We start from the raw sequence: 17,024 nt of genomic DNA, 5'->3' as shown, positions 1-17,024 counted from the left end.
AACTGTTCTCTAAAAATAATAATATAATATTTTTAGAATGTCTAGTGGAAGTAAAAAACCTGTAATCTCAGGAGGAGCTTATGGAAGATAATTTCACTTTGGCACATGCCTTATCAAAAAATAGCATACCAGAGCTTAAAAAATTAACCGAAAAATATAATAACGATGAACAAATTGACCCCAATGCAGGGAAGCCAAGGCTCATTCAGAATTTAATACCAGTAATTCCATCAGCTGATAAAGAAAAAATAATAGATAGTACCTTCAATACCCCTAAAACTAGATATAATGCTCATTTGGGTGTTTATAATGGATCTCTAATATCGGAGGATGAAATTAACGCTAACTGCATAGAATTTAACAGAACTCACGAGTTTTCTGGATCGTCAATCCCTTATCAAACAACTCAAAGAGAAAACATGGAATTAATTGATTATGATGAGAAGGAACTTCTTTTTCATTATACTTATACTGAAAAAAAACCTTCTTACGACTTTGATTCCTTGGAATCAAGACCAGTGATTTACTCTCGGAAAATTAGGGTGATTATTAAGCCAAGTGAAGGTCATATTTCAGCATTTACTGGAGACAGAGACTTATTTAATAATGTACTTACAGCATTAACTCATATTTTCGGAAGAGCAATAACTCCATTGAACATTAATAAAACAGGAATAGCTAACGATGTTGTAGGAAGTTTTTCTTTTCATACCGTAAAGGTCATAGATTTTATCTATCATGGATTGGATAAATTAGGTGCATTGGGTGAAATTAAGAATATTGAATTAGAAACTTCATCAAAAAGTAAGAATCCCCAAAAGGTTAGAGTCCAAGGAAATGACCTACTAGAGGATAAATCAATTTGTGATTATTTATTTATGAAATCACGAGACTTAGTGGGGGTAAAGTTAGCCCTTAAATTTAAATTAAATGAAGAAATTGAGCACTTGGTAAACATAGAAATTGGCATTCGCGATAATAGAACAAAAATTGGTATTAAAAGGGATCATCATACACTTGAACTAGTCAAATTCTTTTATGAGCTTCTTGAAAACATTACACAAAAATATATACAAGAGCCTGGATTAATTAATGAGGAAAATACGGTAAATATTTTAGATCAAATAAGACAGCGGGCATTGTCGGGGAGTTAAGGTGAGGCAATGATTCGATTTGTATTGGTTATCTTAACAACAATAGCAACTTTAACAGTAATCAATATTTCATTGGTTAAGTTTTTTTCAGATCACTCCTATATTTATTTCATTATTTTTTTATTAAACATAGGAGCTTTATTTGTTTTAACTCAATTTTACCAAAAAAATAATAATAAGGTTCTGGATAGCGATGAAGAAGCGGAGGTTTCTGAACAAAGTGTAGCTATTTTTGTAAGGTTATTTATTTATATTTTCCCGATTGTTGCATTATTTGGCCTTTACTTAGTAAGTGTTTTGGATGACAACAATAAGTTAGGTATAGAAGATGCCAACAGCTGGGTTGGATTCATACTTGGAATTGCTTCATTTGTAATGTCATTAATAACATTATGGCAAGGAGAAGGAACTTATAAAAAAATGCTCTCTACATTGGAGGATGTGAGAAGGGATACCGATGCTATTAAACGAAATACTGATATTAACGATTTTATAAGATTGTCAGCGGTAGACCTAGGATTAAAAAGGGAACTCCTTAATAGAAATTATAATCCCAATGTAAATGAAAATGAACAAACCGAGGAGAAAGTTAGTAATGGAGAAAAAAGCGACGGGGACGAGTTAAAAAGTATAATGAATAGGTCCCCGTTTGAGAAATAAGTTTAAAAATAGCCTTAAAAGAGGTGATTTAATTGGGAATGAAGTACGGTGATTTTGATTCCCTGGAGGAACAAGTCAATAACATATTAAATACAAATGCAATGCTTAATCTTCTGAATAAAAAAGGAATTATTAACTCAAAAGAGTTCATGGAAGCAAAGGACGAAGCGTTAAAGGACTTTAAAGCTCTTTACCCTGAGTTGTTTGAAAAAAAATAAAATAAATTTTATAGTATCTATCCAATGATTATTTTGACGCCCCCCTTTTTGGGTGGTTTTTTTATTTCTCGAGTTTTTGAAGCAAAGATTAAAACCTGTCTGATGTTCTGGACTTGAAAAAATTGGACGCCTGAATGAATCGGTAAATTGTACAGGTTGTCAGTTATCAGTATGATCTTAGGGAAAATCTTTTTGTTTTCTGGTTGCCAAGGTTCATGCTGCCATTCATTACTCATGTAATAAGAGACATAACGATTGAATTTTTCATTCATAACCTTTTCGGAATAGATAGAACGTTGAATCTCTACAAAGAACGGGGCACGCTTCCAAATCATGAAGGCATCCGGTTCCATGTATCCTTTGCCATACTTAGGTTCCACAATGAAATCTTGTGGATGCTCAAAGCTTAAAATTGATTTGTAAAACTTAACGATTTTTAAAAAGTGGGGAATCTTAGCAGAGTCTTTTTTTATAGGAGCTGGTGAAGGGAAATAGATGTAAGGCTGTTGGGCAACATTCACTTCTATATGTCCATCTCTTCTTAACCTTTTCAAAACAGTATTACAGCATGTGACGGGGTTCTTTAATCCCTTGAAATGTAAATTCATAATGTCATCCCTGGTCATACATCTAAACCGTTGTAAATCGCTTATAATGGCTATATCTCGTTTTCTCATTAGTCTAACACCCCGAATACATCATCTTTTTTCGGTTCAAGCTGTTCTTCTATAGGTTCAAAAGAGGACAAATCATCTGTGGACTGATAAGCCCCCAAAATCTTCTCAACATTGTTTTCATCTAAATAAGGAGCTTGAATCTCTGTTAGCTCATCAAGTTTTAATAAAAACTTACCAGGTTGTTCTTTTTTTATTTTTTCACTACCTGGAGTTTCCCCGATCATAGCATTTCGGAGATCCACAGTTCGGAATCCCATTCTAACTGATAACAGACCGCGAACATCGGTGCTTAGTATTTTGTGTGAAGGCCGTTGCATTGATAATATAAGATAAATTCCATAAGCTCTGCCCAGTGATGCTATTTGAAGCAAATCAGCCATTATGTCATTATCGGTAATCATTACAAATTCATCTACACAAAGGACGATATAGGGTGGTTTTTTGTCTTTAGGAAGCTTGTTAACGTGCCTTACACGATTGTTTTTTAGTAATTCCCCTCGTTTGATTAGTTCAGCTTTCAGTGTGCCAAGAATAGGAGCAAAATTCCTCACTTGATAACTGACACTTTTAACGTGATCAACTCCCTCGTATACACATAGTTCATTTTGTTTAAAGTCGGCCAGGTGGAAGTGTATCTCAGAAGCTGAGTAAAACTGTATCAGGGTTGTTAAGATAACGTGCAGGATAGAGCTCTTACCGCTCCCTGGTTCGCCATAAATCAGTAGATTGGGGTTATTTGTCGCATCATAAATTTGAATGGTTCCACTGGCATCTTTACCGGCCACAATAGGCATGTGATACTCTGCTTCTTTAATAACGGCTTCTATCTCCTTATAGTTGTATTCCAACTTAGGTTGAAGAACAGCCGCAAACACCGTAAGAGTGAATTTTTTATTATCACCTTTCAGTTCAATACGTTCCCCAAATACCTGCTTAAAACAAAATTCTTTTTTCTTGATTTCCTTGGGATCCATACCAGTGGGGATTGTGAATACATAAGTAAGTTTCGTTTTCTGAATATCTACAGCGTGGATTTTTGGATAGACAAGTCCAGAGTTAGTACTGTATGAATAATGATTTCCTACCTCACCGTTTCGAAAGGCTTTTAGTAAGGATGCTTTTGCTTGTTGCTTTGCTAACCACATCTTCATATTTTCACCTCATAATATTTTTTTAGGTCTGGTGCACGATGTACCAGAGCATAAAGTCAGAGGTTCAGGATGAACTACCCTCTGTCATGTCGTGTTCACGTCCATGTGCTGTCGCTCTTTTTTTGAGCAACAGTTATAAAATCAATTTGATTTTTTGCGTATCAAAATAGGAATTTTAAATCATTCACCAGAAACCAAAGGGCAGCAGCACCGGCTACAGGAAACAAGATACGAAGGAAAGCAGATAGAAAGGAGGCTATTGATACATTACCTGTGTCAGCTAATGCTTTTTCAATTAAGGCAATTAAGAGAATTCCTGCAGCTATACCGATAAATACTGGGTCAATCATGGCGGTTGGATTAAGGGGAATGAATGCGAAGGCAGGAAGGTTCTTTTTATGAATCACTTTCTTTTCGATTTTCTCCCTATTCATAAAGGCTTTAAAGGGTATCACTTCGGTCTTAGACCATCGACCAGGCATTAAGTATGTCATGTTGTTTTCTCCTTCTTTATATGTTTTTTTGTGCTGAAAAAGTTATTTTCCCCCTCTCGCCTCTCCCCCCTATCCACTCTCCTTCCGGCTCCTTCTAAACACTTCTTTGTTTTCTTATTAGATCAACCTATATCCTTTCATTACCTTGGTAAGCTTACTTTGATAGATAACTTGGTAATTACTTTGGCAGGCAGCTGCTAACTACAAAGTTAGTTACCTTGATAAAGCCTATGTGGGACTGGTTGTCCATGTTTCCCATAAATAAAAAAAATATTATATGTAGGAATTTTAGACGGGCTTATAGAAGTACTTCGTCATGGAGGGGAAGGCATGATAGAAAAAGGTTTAGGAAAACCACGTTCGAGGTTCGGTAAATTCATGGATGTTAATTCGATATCGCAAAAGGCGCTGGCTGATCAGAGTGGAGTTAGCAATAGTACGATCAGTAGACTTTGCCAGCAGGAAGAATATGCACCAAATATGAAGAATGGTATTAGACTTATTAAGGTTCTTAATGAGGCTGGATACAAAGTGAGTTATGAGGATTTTTGGGATGTGTAAATAATGATAACTGTTAAAGTCGATGAGAAAATGGCAGAAAAACTTTTATTGGAGGAATTAAAAAAGCTCCTAAATCAGATGGAAGGAGGACGCCTTACTTTCTGGGACATGAAGGAATTATGCCGACAAACTTGCATGAGCGAAAATAACATTAAGGAAAAGTTTTTTTACGACGAGCGTTTTCCGAAAAGAAAAGTCGGAGGTAAGTGGTTATTCCCAGCAAAAGAATGTGAAGAATTCTTACTTATGTGGATAAAGGAGCAGCCTAGTTGTTAGGGTGAAGTTTACAAAAGTCTATAAAAGGAGGTTTGTTATGGGATTGAATTTTAAAATGACTGAAGAAAAGCTTCTTGCATTAAAGCCGATTATCGAAAGTATCCTTTCTAGAAAATATGGGAAGGAAATCAAGTTCAAGGATTTAACAGCAGGAAATGTGACAATTAATGAGGAAAAGTTTCCTCGTGAGTGGTGATTGTAGTTGAAGAAAAAAGTTAATTTTGATCTTATCGTAACAGGCATTTCCTTAGATGGTTATGAAATACCAGTTCCTCCTGGATTATCTGAACTACTTAACAATGCGGGAGCATGGGTATATGAAGTTCCAGGAACAGAAGTGGAAGAAGAGGAGAAGGAGGATCCCTTAAAAGACTATGACAGAAAAGTCGTTTTTGAAAATGGGAATTTGCGTACGTATCTTACTTATAAAGGTAAAAATAAAAAAACACCCAATGAATGAGTGCCGTTGTGTTCGAAAATAAAAATTGTAACTCCTTCTATGTCCTCCTGTTTGTCCTCGTCTTATTTTGTTTCTGTTTAATATTATTATTAGGCAGATTACTGAAACCATATTAAATAAGGGTATTTTCAACCAGTTTCTTGCTATTAAATATAAAAATGAATGGGCGGCATGATGTAATCATCGCTTAAATCCCTTAATATAGGGGTTTAACGAGGATTCATAATGAGTGCTCACCAAACATGTGAATATCTTTAAAGTTGAAGGCCTCCCACAGTTTACTGTGGGAGGCCTTTTCTTCAATATTTTTTGTCATATGAGCGTAATTGTTCATAGTAGTGTTTAACAGAATGCCCTAATCTTCTTGAATCTCATTTAAGCCTGCCCCAGCTTCAATGTGAAGGGATGTATCTCCTCATAAAACAACCGCAATTTTTATCCACCTTTAAAATAATTCCCATATTTTTTCAGGTGCACGATTTCTTTTCACTAGCTGGGAAACTAATGTTTACCATGTTAGGGGAATCGCTGAGAACGGGAACTGATGATAAAAGAACGGCTAAAGGACGTGCAAGAGCAAAGGCCCAATGGTATAATGAATCACCAGAAAATTCCCATTTTGATCGATCTTTATTACCACAGTACAGTATCGGAAATAAATTTATAAAAGTAGACCATGACTTTATAGAAAATCATGGTCTTTTCAATGCTCTAAATTTTGATGCCCGTTTCACTGATTGAATTCGTTATCGGACGTTCGTTAGGTATTTTTCGTGCACATAACCTGTTCCCTTACCGTACTGAATTTTGTACCAAGAGTTGCTCTTATTAATTACGGTAACGATTTGGTTTTTCTTCAAAGAGCCAAGAACTTTCCCTGATGTGGATGGCTTTGAACGGACATTCAACTTCGTAGCATTGACCTTACCAGTCATATTCTTCGCTGCCGGTTTGTTTAATTTGTAGGAAGCAGTCGTTGACCGTTTGTTCTTGCTTGGATCTATCGCTGTAATGGTAAACGTATACTTTCCGTTCGATGCCTTTGATACATTCCATGATGCACTTTGGACACCGGAATTTTTATTAATATTATTGGTCAGTGTCGCCACGGTTTTGCCTTTTGCATCTTTTACTTGAACGGTTACCTTCGCCTTATCGTTAATCTCATACTTCAAATCAACTTTACTCGTTTTTGGATCATATGAGGTTTTTATATTCTTAATGGAAGGTGCCGTTGTATCGGGTTTTGTTAATGTAAATGGAATCGTTGTTGAGCTTTTATTTTTACTGCTGTCAATCGTTGTAATTTCAAATGAGTACTTACCGTTCGAGACCTTCGATACATTCCACGATGTCCATTGGATACCGGCATTTTTCTCTACATTATGGATTGGAGCAGCTAGGATTTTGTCTTTTGCGTCTTTTACTTGTACGGTAACCTTTGATTTTTCATTGATCTCATACTTCAGGAAAACCTTATTCGTTTTTGAGTCATATGAGGTATTTGTATTATTAATAACTGGAGCCATTGTGTCAGGCTTTGTTAATGAAAATGGAACAGATGCTGAACTTGTATTATTACTACTATCAATCGTTCTAATTTCAAAGGTGTATGAACCGTTGCTTACCACTGAAGCATCCCAAACAAGTAATTGCGATCCTGATGGCTTTTCGTCCCCTTTAACAAGAGAAGCGATGATTTGCTCTTTTGCATCCTTAACTTCCACTGTCACATTCGCTTTTTCATTCGTATCAAAGGTTAATTTGACTTGTTTTGTTTTAGTATCGTAATACGTTTTTATATCATTAATTGTTGGTGCTGTTTCATCTTTAGGTGCAGGGTCCGGAACTGGTGTTGGGATTGGCGTTGGAATGACAGGTGCCGGTTCCGGCTTTACTGGTTCTACATTTTCAGGTTCTGGCTCATAAGCTTGTTTTAAGCTTGTCCCTTCATAATAGAAAGCAAGAATCTCACGATACGTTTTTCCCTGTTCGCCAGCCTTTTTCGCACCATATTGACTTAGTCCGACTCCATGGCCAAAGCCCTTGCCTGAAACGTTAATCGTATCCCTTGCAGTATCCACTTTGTCTACTAAAAAGCTTTTCATGAAGCTCAAACCGATAATGTCTCTAATTTTCGAAGCCGTTACATCTTCTAATATTACACTTTGCTGTAGCGCTTTCCCCTTTTCCTTCACCATAAATTCAATCGTAATACTTCCTTTACTCACCCTGCCGCCACTTGTTGGTGCGTGAAGGGATAGGAAAGGGACAGCCGTAATTTTAATGTCTTTGCCGGTATATCCATTTTTCTGTAGCCATGCTCTTATATTAGAAATTACTGGTGTTTGTTCAGCTTCCTTCGTATTAGCCCACCATGTATCTGCTTTTGTAAGATCTAAGTTTGTAAGGTCTATTTGTTGCTTTTTTACACTAAAACTCCAAACGGTTTGCGGATCATATGGATCGTCTTTGACCATTAAATATGGTAGCTCTGTACCAACCCAAACATTTTTGTTGGACTCGGTTTTCCCTCCATTGCTAGAGGAAAAAAGTGCATCTGAACCTATATGTAGTTTATCACCATAACCAATGACCTGACCTTCTGTTGCTTTGACAGCTTTTGTTGAGTTTTCGTGCCAAGTGTAGCCACCGTATACCTGGTAACTCATTGTGTCATCGGGCGTTCTGTTGATGTAGCTCATCGCATAGGTTCTTGCCGCAACAGCCTGTGCCTTTAGGGCTTCCTGATTCCATAAAGCCGGCATTTCAGCTGGAACAACCCCTTTTATATAATCTTCAAGACCAATTGAGTTATACGGACGGATGAATTTCCCATCTTCCATAATAAAACGGAAACTACCTAAGTATGTACGGCCATTAATAGAAAGTGGACCGTTCCCTGTTTCAGGTTTCACTTCAATCTCAGAAGCTTTGCCTATTTCTTTTGAATCTGTCAGAACAACAATGTCCGTACCGCTGACCCTCAACGTATACTTCTTGTTCGATTCTAGTTTTACATTTGCTAGATTCGTAGTGTACGTGACATCCGGTTCGACGGTAATCTCAGATTTGTTACCAAGATAGCCTTTTAATTTAATCTTAATGATCGGATCGGCTGCCGCCTTAACGGGTATTTCTGGAAGCAAAAATAGCATGAGAACGAGTGTAACAAACAGCCATATTCCATTCTGTACCTTTTGCATTGAATAACCTCCTCTGAATTTAGAGAAATATCTAAATAATAGTATAACATCCATAAATATACACTAGAAGATATTTTACTATTGTAGAGGTCCCACCTAATCGCCATTACCAGTACTACCAGTAAGAGATGAAAAGACGGCATTCGCGTTATATTCATATGTTTTTTTAAAAAATCTTTAAATGAGTGAGAAAAGTCTTTTCGTATAGGTCTTCCCTATCTGCAAAAATACCTTTCAAAAAATTGGTGGATTATCTGTAACGTGGGTTTATGTATGGATAAACTCCCATGTTGGTGATATTCCCTAAGTACAAAATAAATCTAGGAGCTTTCAAATCTAGTATTAATAAGAAATCAAAAGAATGATATATGTTTAATTTCTTAGACTTATTAAAGAAAAAAGAGGTTATTTATACCTATTCTCCTTTTACTAGTATCAAACTATAATTTTCTTATTCTGATTAGGAAAATTGTAGAAAAGAAGGAGGGAATTGTGAAAAAAGGAATATTTTTAGTTATTATTTTATTATTCTTCTTATATTATGTTGAAAATTACAAAGTTATGAAGGTAGAAGCAGCCATATCTTCAGAAGTATGGGTAAGCACGCCATCAGAGGTAGAGGATGCTTTTGTTAGTAGTCAATCTCCTACTACTAATTACTCAACGAGTCAATATTTAGTTGTTGGGAAACATCAAACCTTTGCAATAACACGCTCCTATTTGAAATTTAAGTTACCAACCCTTCCAAAAGGTGCAGTCATTACCTCAGCTAAAATTAGTCTTTATCAATATTACAACTCAACGAATCAAGTTACCATAGACATTAAACCTGTAAACAGTTCATGGAGTGCTACGACAATTAATTGGAACAATAAGCCTTCAGTAGGTAGCAGCATATCAAATGCTGTTGTCGATACACCTTCATGGAAAGATTTTTTTATCACAGACTTGGTGAAAAGTTGGTATAGTGGATCAACTAATCAGGGTGTTACTGTTCAATTTCGTGATGAAACCCAGTTTACAAAGATTTTTTATTCAAACAATCACTCAACTTATAGCAATCTAAAGCCAAAATTAACGATTTCGTATTCTCTCCCGGAACCCCAAAAAGAATATCGAGCGTTTTGGGTAGATATGTTCCATGATGGGGCAAAAACCCCAGCACAAGTTGATCAATTAATTAAAGATGTTCAAGCAAGTAACACAAATACAATTTTTCTACAGGTTAGGCGGCGGGGGGATGCTTATTATTCAAAATCACTTGAACCAAAAACAGAAGATTCATTTTTGCAAAGTGACTATGACCCTCTTGCGGACTTGATCCAAAAAGCACATTCGGCTAATCCGAAGATCCAAGTTCATGCATGGTTTGCCATGATGCCGATTTGGAATAAAACAACGGCACCGAAAGATTCTAATCATATTTTCAATGCCCATGGTTTGTCTCAACCTAGCGATAATAACTGGTTAAGTAAAACCAACACAGGAAGTTACGTCAGTGGATCCGACTATGTTATAGACCCAGGTCATCCTGATGCAGTTAATTACACAAGAGATGTCATTCAACATGTTGTAAATAATTATGATGTTGATGGAATCCAAATGGACCTTGTACGTTATATGGGCGAAGAATGGGGTTATAACGATGTTAGCGTACAAAGGTATAATCAAGCTCACGGAAAGACAGGCATACCACAACCAGATGATCCTACATGGAAACAATGGAGAAGAGATCAAGTAAGCAACATGGTTAGGAAAATTTATACCTCCGTACAGAGTGTAAAACCTTCTGTTACCGTTTCGGCAGCTACGATTGCATGGGGAGATGGTCCTAAGACGGTGGAAGAATGGAATAGCTCTTCAACAATGAATAGTGCACTTCAAGACTGGCGAAGTTGGTTGGAGGAGGGATCCATCGATTTAGCTATCCCAATGAATTACTTTAGAGAATACGATACAACTCAAAAAAAACATTTTGAAAACTGGTCAGAGTGGGAGAAAGATAATCAAGGTAAACGGATGACCTTATCTGGAATGGGTCTATATTTAAACTCGATTCAAGATGGCTTATCACAAATCAAAAAAGCTCAAGCGCTATCTGAAACAGGTAAGAAATTAGGTGGTTTAAGCCTTTATAGCTATGCTGTTACCAATAAAGATAATGTAACGAACAGTGAATTTTATAAAGCATTAAGCAGTGTATCTACATACAGTTCGGACCCAGCGTTCGCCACTTATCTTTCAGTGCCTGATTTGCCATGGAAAGTTACACCAAATAAAGGTCATTTATCTGCCTCTACTAATTATGCAAATTATCAATTGGTAAAGCTTACAGGACCCGAAATCCGACAGACGTATACGGATGGAAGTGGTGACTTTCAAATCATTGATTTAACTCCTGGAACTTATAGTATTCAAATAAATGACACAGATTTCAGTATAACTATTGAGGCAGGAAAAGTAAGTAGTACTACATTAAATTAATTCGGGGGAAATAAGATGACGGTTGGTAAAAGAAAGCAGAATCGATATAAATTTGTATTATGGTCAATTATTTTTGCACTGCTTGTATCTATTATTCCACCTTTGCAAGGAAAAGGAAGCATTGCTGTTGCAGAGAAAAATAAAGAATCTATCAAAAATGTAAAAGAATTAAAAGAGTTAGATGAATTAAGAACTGAAAATTCTAAGACGTACCTTGACACTAAGACAAGAGAATATGTACTAGAGGAATATACAGAACCCATCCACTTTAAAAAAGACAAAGAATGGGAAAATATTAACAATGAGATTGTCAGTGAAAAGGCAGAATCAGATGATGCTGATTTATCTGTTGGAAATAAAGCGAATAAATACAAGGTTAAGTTTTCTAAGAAAAGTAAAGAAAATCGAACAATACGATTAAAAAAGAAAGATAAACAGCTTGAATTTGGTTTAGTTGGTTCAAAGAAAGTAAAAGGTGTAGCTGAAAAAAATAGAATGACGTATCCTGGTGTTTTTTCAAACGCTGATTTAATATTTCATGTCGATAATAATGCCGTAAAAGAAGAATTGGTTTTTGATAGTAGACCTGAGAAAAATCAGTTCTCCTATGAATTTAATATGAAAAATCTACAAGCAAAAGAAGCCGATAATGGAAATATCATTTTTGAAGATAAAGATAAAAATGAATTTTTCGTATTAACGAAGCCTTTTATGTATGATGCGGCTGAAAATGTTTCACACGATGTTTCGATGAAGCTTCGTCAAGAGAAAGGAAAGACATATGTAGATGTAGAAGCTGATGAAGGATGGCTAAACTCAACTGAACGAAAATTTCCAATTGTCATTGATCCAACAGTCGTAATTCAAGATGACACAACTGCGGATACATTTATTTCATCAACTTATCCAAACGATAATTACTGGCTGGACCCATCCCTTATAACTGGGAAACAAATTTATTACGGTATAACTCGTTCTTTAGTTAAATTTAATCTCGAAAATCTATTAAGTGGTGCAAAAATTACCTCAGCAAACTTTAAACTAAATTCACATTCCAATATAAATGGATACGATCATTCAGCTAATGTTGGGGTCTATCCGATATCAAAGTCCTGGGCTTCTGATTCAGCAACCTGGAGTAACCAGCCATCCATTGAATCGCAAGGATCAAATTTGAATGTGACGACAGACAACGAGTATACATTCTTTATGACTAATCTAGTAAAAGAATGGTATAGCGGAAAAAAAGCGAACTATGGCATCATGCTGAAAAATACAGATGAAACCGTAAATCGTAAAATGTTCCGTTCTAGTGATTATTCAACAGATCCATTAAAAAAGCCTAAATTAACGGTGGTTTATACCATTGAACCTATAGGGGTAGAGAGTTTCTGGACATCGGCTGGTTCTAACATTAATACGTATAATGGTAATTTTTACACGCAAGAAACAGACTTTACGATTGATGGACGTGGTTTACCTTTAACAGTAAATCGTACTTATAATAGCCGGTCTGTTGAAACAGGTATGTTTGGAGTTGGATGGAGTTCAAATCTTGACCAAAAGTTAGTTTTTGCAACTGAAGACCTTGTACTTTATCGCGATGAAGATGGAACGGAACATTTCTTTTCAAAGAATGCATCTGGTGTGTATGATTCACCTGGAGGAGTCTATTTGCAACTTGAGAAAAACGCTGATGGTACTTTTAAGCTCATAGATAAGGATGAATCCTATACAACATTTGATGCTTCAGGGAAAATTGTTAACGATACTGATACGAATAATAATAAAACGACTTATACTTATACAGGTAATCAACTAGTATCAGTTAACGATCCTTCTGGAAGAAAAATGACGATCGGTTATGGTTCGAACGGTAAGGTAAGTTCAATTGTAGATCCAGCAAACCGAGAATATAAGTATATCTATGATGCTAATGAGAATCTCACTGGATTTTCTGAGACTGATCAAAATAGAGTTGTCACTCAAAATACAGCTTATGGTTACGATACACAGCATCAAATGAATTCATATACAGATGAAAAAGGCAAAAAAATGTATATGACCTATAATGCCGATAAACAAATCGTTAAGTTTGAACAACCTGTAACCATAGAAGGAACGGTACAAAAAGATTACTATACCATGTCGTATAATACGACAACAGGTATTACAAATTTAACTGATGTTAGAGGAGTTAAGACTGAATATACACACAATGCGTATGGAAATGTTATTAAAGTTGTTTCAGATGTTGGAGGACTGAATTATACTCGAACATATAACTATGATGATCAAAATAATATCATTCAAGAAAAGGATGAAAATGCTAATAAAAGCGGTAGTACAGCAACTTACGACTATACTTATGATGAAGATGGGAATTTAACAAGCTTCGAAAATACATTAAATGAACAAGAGAAAATTGAATATGATGAAAGTAATAATCCGGTTGTATTTACTGATCCAAAAGGAAACGTTTCAACTGAACAATATGATGATAAAAATAATAATGTAGCTTCTACAGACGCAGCGACGAAATCTTCTGCAGTTAAATATGATAGTAATGGTAATACAATAGAAGAAACTAATTCTGTAAGTATCGGAGATAATCTGATTTTGAACGGAAGTTTTGAATCGGATACGAATAATGATAACTGGCCAGATAATTGGAAAAAGATTGGAACAGCTACTTTTACCTATGATACAAGCGGTGGAGCAATCCAAAATGCAAAACTTGGATCTAAACAAATTAAAATTTCAAATCCATCGACTAATGTGGCAGCAGAAAGTAATGCAATTTCTTATAATGCACAAAAGAAATACGTTGCAAGTGGCTTTATAAAAACTACTAATGCTACTTCTACAGCCAAATTGGTGATTACAGGAAAGAATTCAAGTGGTGCCGTTACAAAGACAATAAATAGTCCAACTCTTTCTGGGACGAGTGGTGTGGAACGGATGCATGTAGTTGTTAATCCTGGGGAACTTCCGAGTGATACGACTACGATTACCCTAAAAGCATACGGAAGTCCAGGAAATGGTGATTACTATTTTGATGGTCTACAGATTGAAGAAGAGTATTATGGTGCATTTAACTTAATCGAAAATGGAAATTTTGAGCTTGATGCAGATAGTAATGGTACACCAGATGGTTGGTATTTTCCTGGCACACTTACTTCTGCTGATGGTGTTGATACTACTACGACCTATACAGGCAAAAAATCAATTAAGTTAACAGGACAACGTGGAGTAGACAAGTTTGCCCGTCAGGAAATCCCTGTAAATGGTAAAGCGACACAAGAAGTTACCGTTTCCGGATTTTCGAAAGTGGATTCACCGACATCAGCTGCTGGTCCTTACCAAATGAATGTGGCTATTAACCATACTGATGGTACGACCCAGTGGGTAAATGGTAATTTTGATAAGGGCAAATCAAATGACTGGCAACATGTTTCCTTGCGTTTTGCTACTACAAAAGACTTTAAATCGTTAACTGTGTTTTATCAATACAAAGATCAAACAGGTACAGCTTGGTTTGATGCTGCCAAAGCTCAAGTAGGATCCATACGTACGAAGTATGCATATGACTCACAAGGTAATTATGTTCTTAATGAAACAGATCCGAATGGAAATACTGTATGGAAATCGTATGATTCTATCGGAAATGTAACAGGTGAAACAGTTGGTGCAGATACCAGAAAGTATGAATACAATTCGAATGATAATCTTACGAAAGTAATAGATGAGAATGGAATAACTACAACTTACGAATATGACAAAGCAGGAAATCACACCACAACAACGAATGCTAAAGGAAATAAAACAACATCAACATATAACGAAAGAAATGACATTACAACTTTAATTGATGCGCTAGGTAGAAGTATCGTTTATACCTATGATTTAATAGGAAATGAAACGAAAGTCTCCTCCCCGAATGGAAGTGTAATTGACAATACGTATAATAACGTCGATCGTAAAACATCTACATCCTATAATGGGACAAAACGTTATGAATTTACGTATGATGCCAATGGAAATAAGTTAAGTGAAAAGGATCTCTTAACAGGGGTAATTTCAAATTTTGTGTATGATGCGGATGACAAATTAAAAGAAAAGAACGACTCGACTGGTAAAAAGAACACGTACGCTTATGATAAAAATGGAAATCTTCTCACCAGTACATTTGCATCTGGTACATCAGTGATTGCCATCAATCAAAGTGTTGATAAGAATGATCAAATTACAAGTATTTCAAGTGGAAATACAATAGTATCATTCACTTTTACGGAAAATGATCAACTTGCTGGATTAAAGAATAAAAATGGAACCTTTAGCTTATACGATTATGACGGTGCTGGGCAGCTTACTCGTTTGTTAACTAACAATTCTAGTGGTAGTTTGATTGAATCTTTTGATTATACGTATGATGCCAAAGGAAATCGCTTAACAGAAAAAGCGAAAAGTGGAACGACTAAATTTACTTATGACAAAAGTGAACAACTTATCAAAGAAGTACGTCCTAATGGAGATATCTATGAATATACGTACGACGCTGTTGGAAATCGCCTGACAAAGAAAACAACAAAAGGAACAGCTATTGATACAAATTCTTATACGTATGATGTAGCTAATCAGCTTTCCACTATAAATGGGACGACCATTACACATGATAAAAATGGGAATTTAACCAATGATGGTAAGCGAACATTTGTGTATGATGCGGAAGACCGGTTAGTAGAGGTCAAAGAAGGAACGACTACGGTTGCCCAATATCAGTATAATTCAGAAGGACTACGCATTAGCAAAACAACAGGATCTACAACTGTTAATTATACGTATGATGAGAATGCCAATGTTGTACTCGAAACGGATCAAAGTGGAGCAGTTCTTGCATCTTATGTTTACGACAACGGGAACCGCCCACTAACGATGACGAAGGCAGGAAAAACCTATACATTCCATGCAAATGCACATGGTGATATTACTTCCGTAACAGATGAGGCAGGAACTGTAGTAGCTAGCTTTGAGTACGACGCATGGGGTAATCACCTAAAGGAATCTGGTACTTTTGCCTCGCAGGTACCATTTCGTTATGCAGGATATCGATATGATCCTGAAACGAAGTATTATTATTTACAGCAACGTTATTACAATGCAGAGAATGGGAGATTTTTAACCTTAGATCCAATCTTAGGTGATAAGGATAACCCAATTACTCAAAATGGGTACAATTATGCAGATAATAATCCAGTAATGTTTACTGATCCAGATGGCCAATATGCTCATTTAATAATCGGAGCCGGGATAGTTGCATACCGTGGTTATAAGCTATATAAAGGTTACAAAAAGGCAAGGAAGGTTTATGGTGGATACAAGAAAATAAAGAAAATACAAAAAGGACCTGGAACATATGTTATAAAATTTAAAAGTGGGAAAAAGTATATTGGAAAAGGTAACATGAATAGAGCACGTGCTTCTGCACGAGCTAAAGCAAGGAAATATAATGACCGGGTACAATATACAGGCTGGCGCCCAGCTAGAAGTCATAGACAGGCATTTATAAGAGAGTATAAACTAATGAGAAAGCACGGTTTTGGTTCAAGACGAGGGCATAATTTATATAACAAAATTAATAGTCCTGGTAGAAAGTATTACTACAACAGATGATAATTTGGTA

14 protein-coding genes are annotated in these 17,024 nt (G+C 35.9%); 10 read left to right on the top strand and 4 right to left on the bottom strand.

Annotation, left to right across the window (positions count from 1 at the left end):
* Positions 1 to 80: 80 nt before the first annotated feature.
* Genes ABC374_RS27535 through ABC374_RS27525 form a run of 3 tightly spaced genes read left to right on the top strand, consistent with a single transcriptional unit; the run spans position 81 to position 2,032 of the window.
* The gene (locus ABC374_RS27535; protein WP_413020550.1) at positions 81 to 1,154 is read left to right on the top strand and encodes a hypothetical protein; all 1,074 of its coding nucleotides are present in this window, start codon (positions 81 to 83) and stop codon (positions 1,152 to 1,154) included.
* Between the two features lie 9 nt (positions 1,155 to 1,163).
* Entirely contained in the window at positions 1,164 to 1,814 is a 651-nt protein-coding gene (locus tag ABC374_RS27530; RefSeq protein ID WP_413020549.1) for a hypothetical protein, read from the top strand.
* Positions 1,815 to 1,846: 32 nt separating this feature from the next.
* On the top strand, positions 1,847 to 2,032 hold the full coding sequence (locus ABC374_RS27525) for a hypothetical protein (RefSeq protein WP_413020548.1): 186 nt from the start codon (positions 1,847 to 1,849) through the stop codon (positions 2,030 to 2,032).
* A 17-nt stretch (positions 2,033 to 2,049) separates the two neighbouring features.
* On the opposite strand, the gene ABC374_RS27520 is transcribed toward ABC374_RS27525, so the two are convergent.
* The 3 genes from ABC374_RS27520 to ABC374_RS27510 form a co-directional block, all read right to left on the bottom strand.
* Positions 2,050 to 2,709 (bottom strand): replication-relaxation family protein, encoded by a 660-nt coding sequence (locus tag ABC374_RS27520; protein ID WP_413020547.1) that lies wholly within the window; start codon positions 2,707 to 2,709, stop codon positions 2,050 to 2,052.
* Positions 2,709 to 3,860, bottom strand: a complete 1,152-nt coding sequence (locus ABC374_RS27515) for an FtsK/SpoIIIE domain-containing protein (RefSeq protein WP_413020545.1) — start codon at positions 3,858 to 3,860, stop codon at positions 2,709 to 2,711. The genes ABC374_RS27520 and ABC374_RS27515 overlap by 1 nt, the downstream gene beginning before the upstream one ends.
* Before the next feature lie 161 nt (positions 3,861 to 4,021).
* A complete protein-coding gene (locus ABC374_RS27510; RefSeq protein ID WP_413020544.1) occupies positions 4,022 to 4,354 on the bottom strand; it encodes a hypothetical protein in 333 nt (110 codons plus the stop codon).
* 330 nt (positions 4,355 to 4,684) lie between these two features.
* On the opposite strand from ABC374_RS27510, the gene ABC374_RS27505 reads away from it, so the two are divergent.
* From ABC374_RS27505 to ABC374_RS27485, 5 genes are all read left to right on the top strand, one after another.
* A complete protein-coding gene (locus ABC374_RS27505) occupies positions 4,685 to 4,915 on the top strand; it encodes a helix-turn-helix domain-containing protein (RefSeq protein WP_413020543.1) in 231 nt (76 codons plus the stop codon).
* Between the two features lie 3 nt (positions 4,916 to 4,918).
* Positions 4,919 to 5,191, top strand: coding sequence for a hypothetical protein (locus ABC374_RS27500; RefSeq protein ID WP_413020542.1), 273 nt, complete (start codon positions 4,919 to 4,921; stop codon positions 5,189 to 5,191).
* 37 nt (positions 5,192 to 5,228) lie between these two features.
* Entirely contained in the window at positions 5,229 to 5,387 is a 159-nt protein-coding gene (locus ABC374_RS27495) for a hypothetical protein (RefSeq protein WP_413020541.1), read from the top strand.
* Positions 5,388 to 5,393: 6 nt separating this feature from the next.
* Entirely contained in the window at positions 5,394 to 5,651 is a 258-nt protein-coding gene (locus tag ABC374_RS27490; RefSeq protein WP_413020540.1) for a hypothetical protein, read from the top strand.
* Between the two features lie 504 nt (positions 5,652 to 6,155).
* Positions 6,156 to 6,392: a hypothetical protein gene (locus ABC374_RS27485; protein WP_413020539.1), complete on the top strand. Its 237-nt coding sequence runs from the start codon at positions 6,156 to 6,158 to the stop codon at positions 6,390 to 6,392.
* A 5-nt stretch (positions 6,393 to 6,397) separates the two neighbouring features.
* Here the strand turns inward: ABC374_RS27485 and ABC374_RS27480 are convergent, their stop codons facing one another.
* The gene (locus ABC374_RS27480; protein WP_413020538.1) at positions 6,398 to 8,857 is read right to left on the bottom strand and encodes a SpoIID/LytB domain-containing protein; all 2,460 of its coding nucleotides are present in this window, start codon (positions 8,855 to 8,857) and stop codon (positions 6,398 to 6,400) included.
* A 492-nt stretch (positions 8,858 to 9,349) separates the two neighbouring features.
* Between ABC374_RS27480 and ABC374_RS27475 the strand changes: the two genes are divergently transcribed.
* A complete protein-coding gene (locus ABC374_RS27475) occupies positions 9,350 to 11,341 on the top strand; it encodes a family 10 glycosylhydrolase (RefSeq protein WP_413020537.1) in 1,992 nt (663 codons plus the stop codon).
* Positions 11,342 to 11,356: 15 nt separating this feature from the next.
* Positions 11,357 to 17,014 (top strand): DNRLRE domain-containing protein, encoded by a 5,658-nt coding sequence (locus ABC374_RS27470; RefSeq protein WP_413020536.1) that lies wholly within the window; start codon positions 11,357 to 11,359, stop codon positions 17,012 to 17,014.
* Positions 17,015 to 17,024 lie beyond the last annotated feature (10 nt).

It is taken from the genome of Peribacillus phoenicis (genome assembly GCF_047238085.1).
Taxonomy (GTDB): Bacteria; Bacillota; Bacilli; order Bacillales; family DSM-1321; genus Peribacillus.
Note: the sequence above shows the minus strand (reverse complement) of the source record. Positions and strands in the feature narration are given on the sequence as shown.

Coding starts and splice junctions, on each gene's coding strand:
- ABC374_RS27535 (WP_413020550.1), top strand. CDS start 81: ATGGAAGATAATTTCACTTTGGCACATGCCTTATCAAAAAATAGCATA.
- ABC374_RS27530 (WP_413020549.1), top strand. CDS start 1,164: ATGATTCGATTTGTATTGGTTATCTTAACAACAATAGCAACTTTAACA.
- ABC374_RS27520 (WP_413020547.1), bottom strand. CDS start 2,709: ATGAGAAAACGAGATATAGCCATTATAAGCGATTTACAACGGTTTAGA.
- ABC374_RS27515 (WP_413020545.1), bottom strand. CDS start 3,860: ATGAAGATGTGGTTAGCAAAGCAACAAGCAAAAGCATCCTTACTAAAA.
- ABC374_RS27510 (WP_413020544.1), bottom strand. CDS start 4,354: ATGACATACTTAATGCCTGGTCGATGGTCTAAGACCGAAGTGATACCC.
- ABC374_RS27505 (WP_413020543.1), top strand. CDS start 4,685: ATGATAGAAAAAGGTTTAGGAAAACCACGTTCGAGGTTCGGTAAATTC.
- ABC374_RS27500 (WP_413020542.1), top strand. CDS start 4,919: ATGATAACTGTTAAAGTCGATGAGAAAATGGCAGAAAAACTTTTATTG.
- ABC374_RS27495 (WP_413020541.1), top strand. CDS start 5,229: ATGGGATTGAATTTTAAAATGACTGAAGAAAAGCTTCTTGCATTAAAG.
- ABC374_RS27485 (WP_413020539.1), top strand. CDS start 6,156: ATGTTTACCATGTTAGGGGAATCGCTGAGAACGGGAACTGATGATAAA.
- ABC374_RS27480 (WP_413020538.1), bottom strand. CDS start 8,857: ATGCAAAAGGTACAGAATGGAATATGGCTGTTTGTTACACTCGTTCTC.
- ABC374_RS27470 (WP_413020536.1), top strand. CDS start 11,357: ATGACGGTTGGTAAAAGAAAGCAGAATCGATATAAATTTGTATTATGG.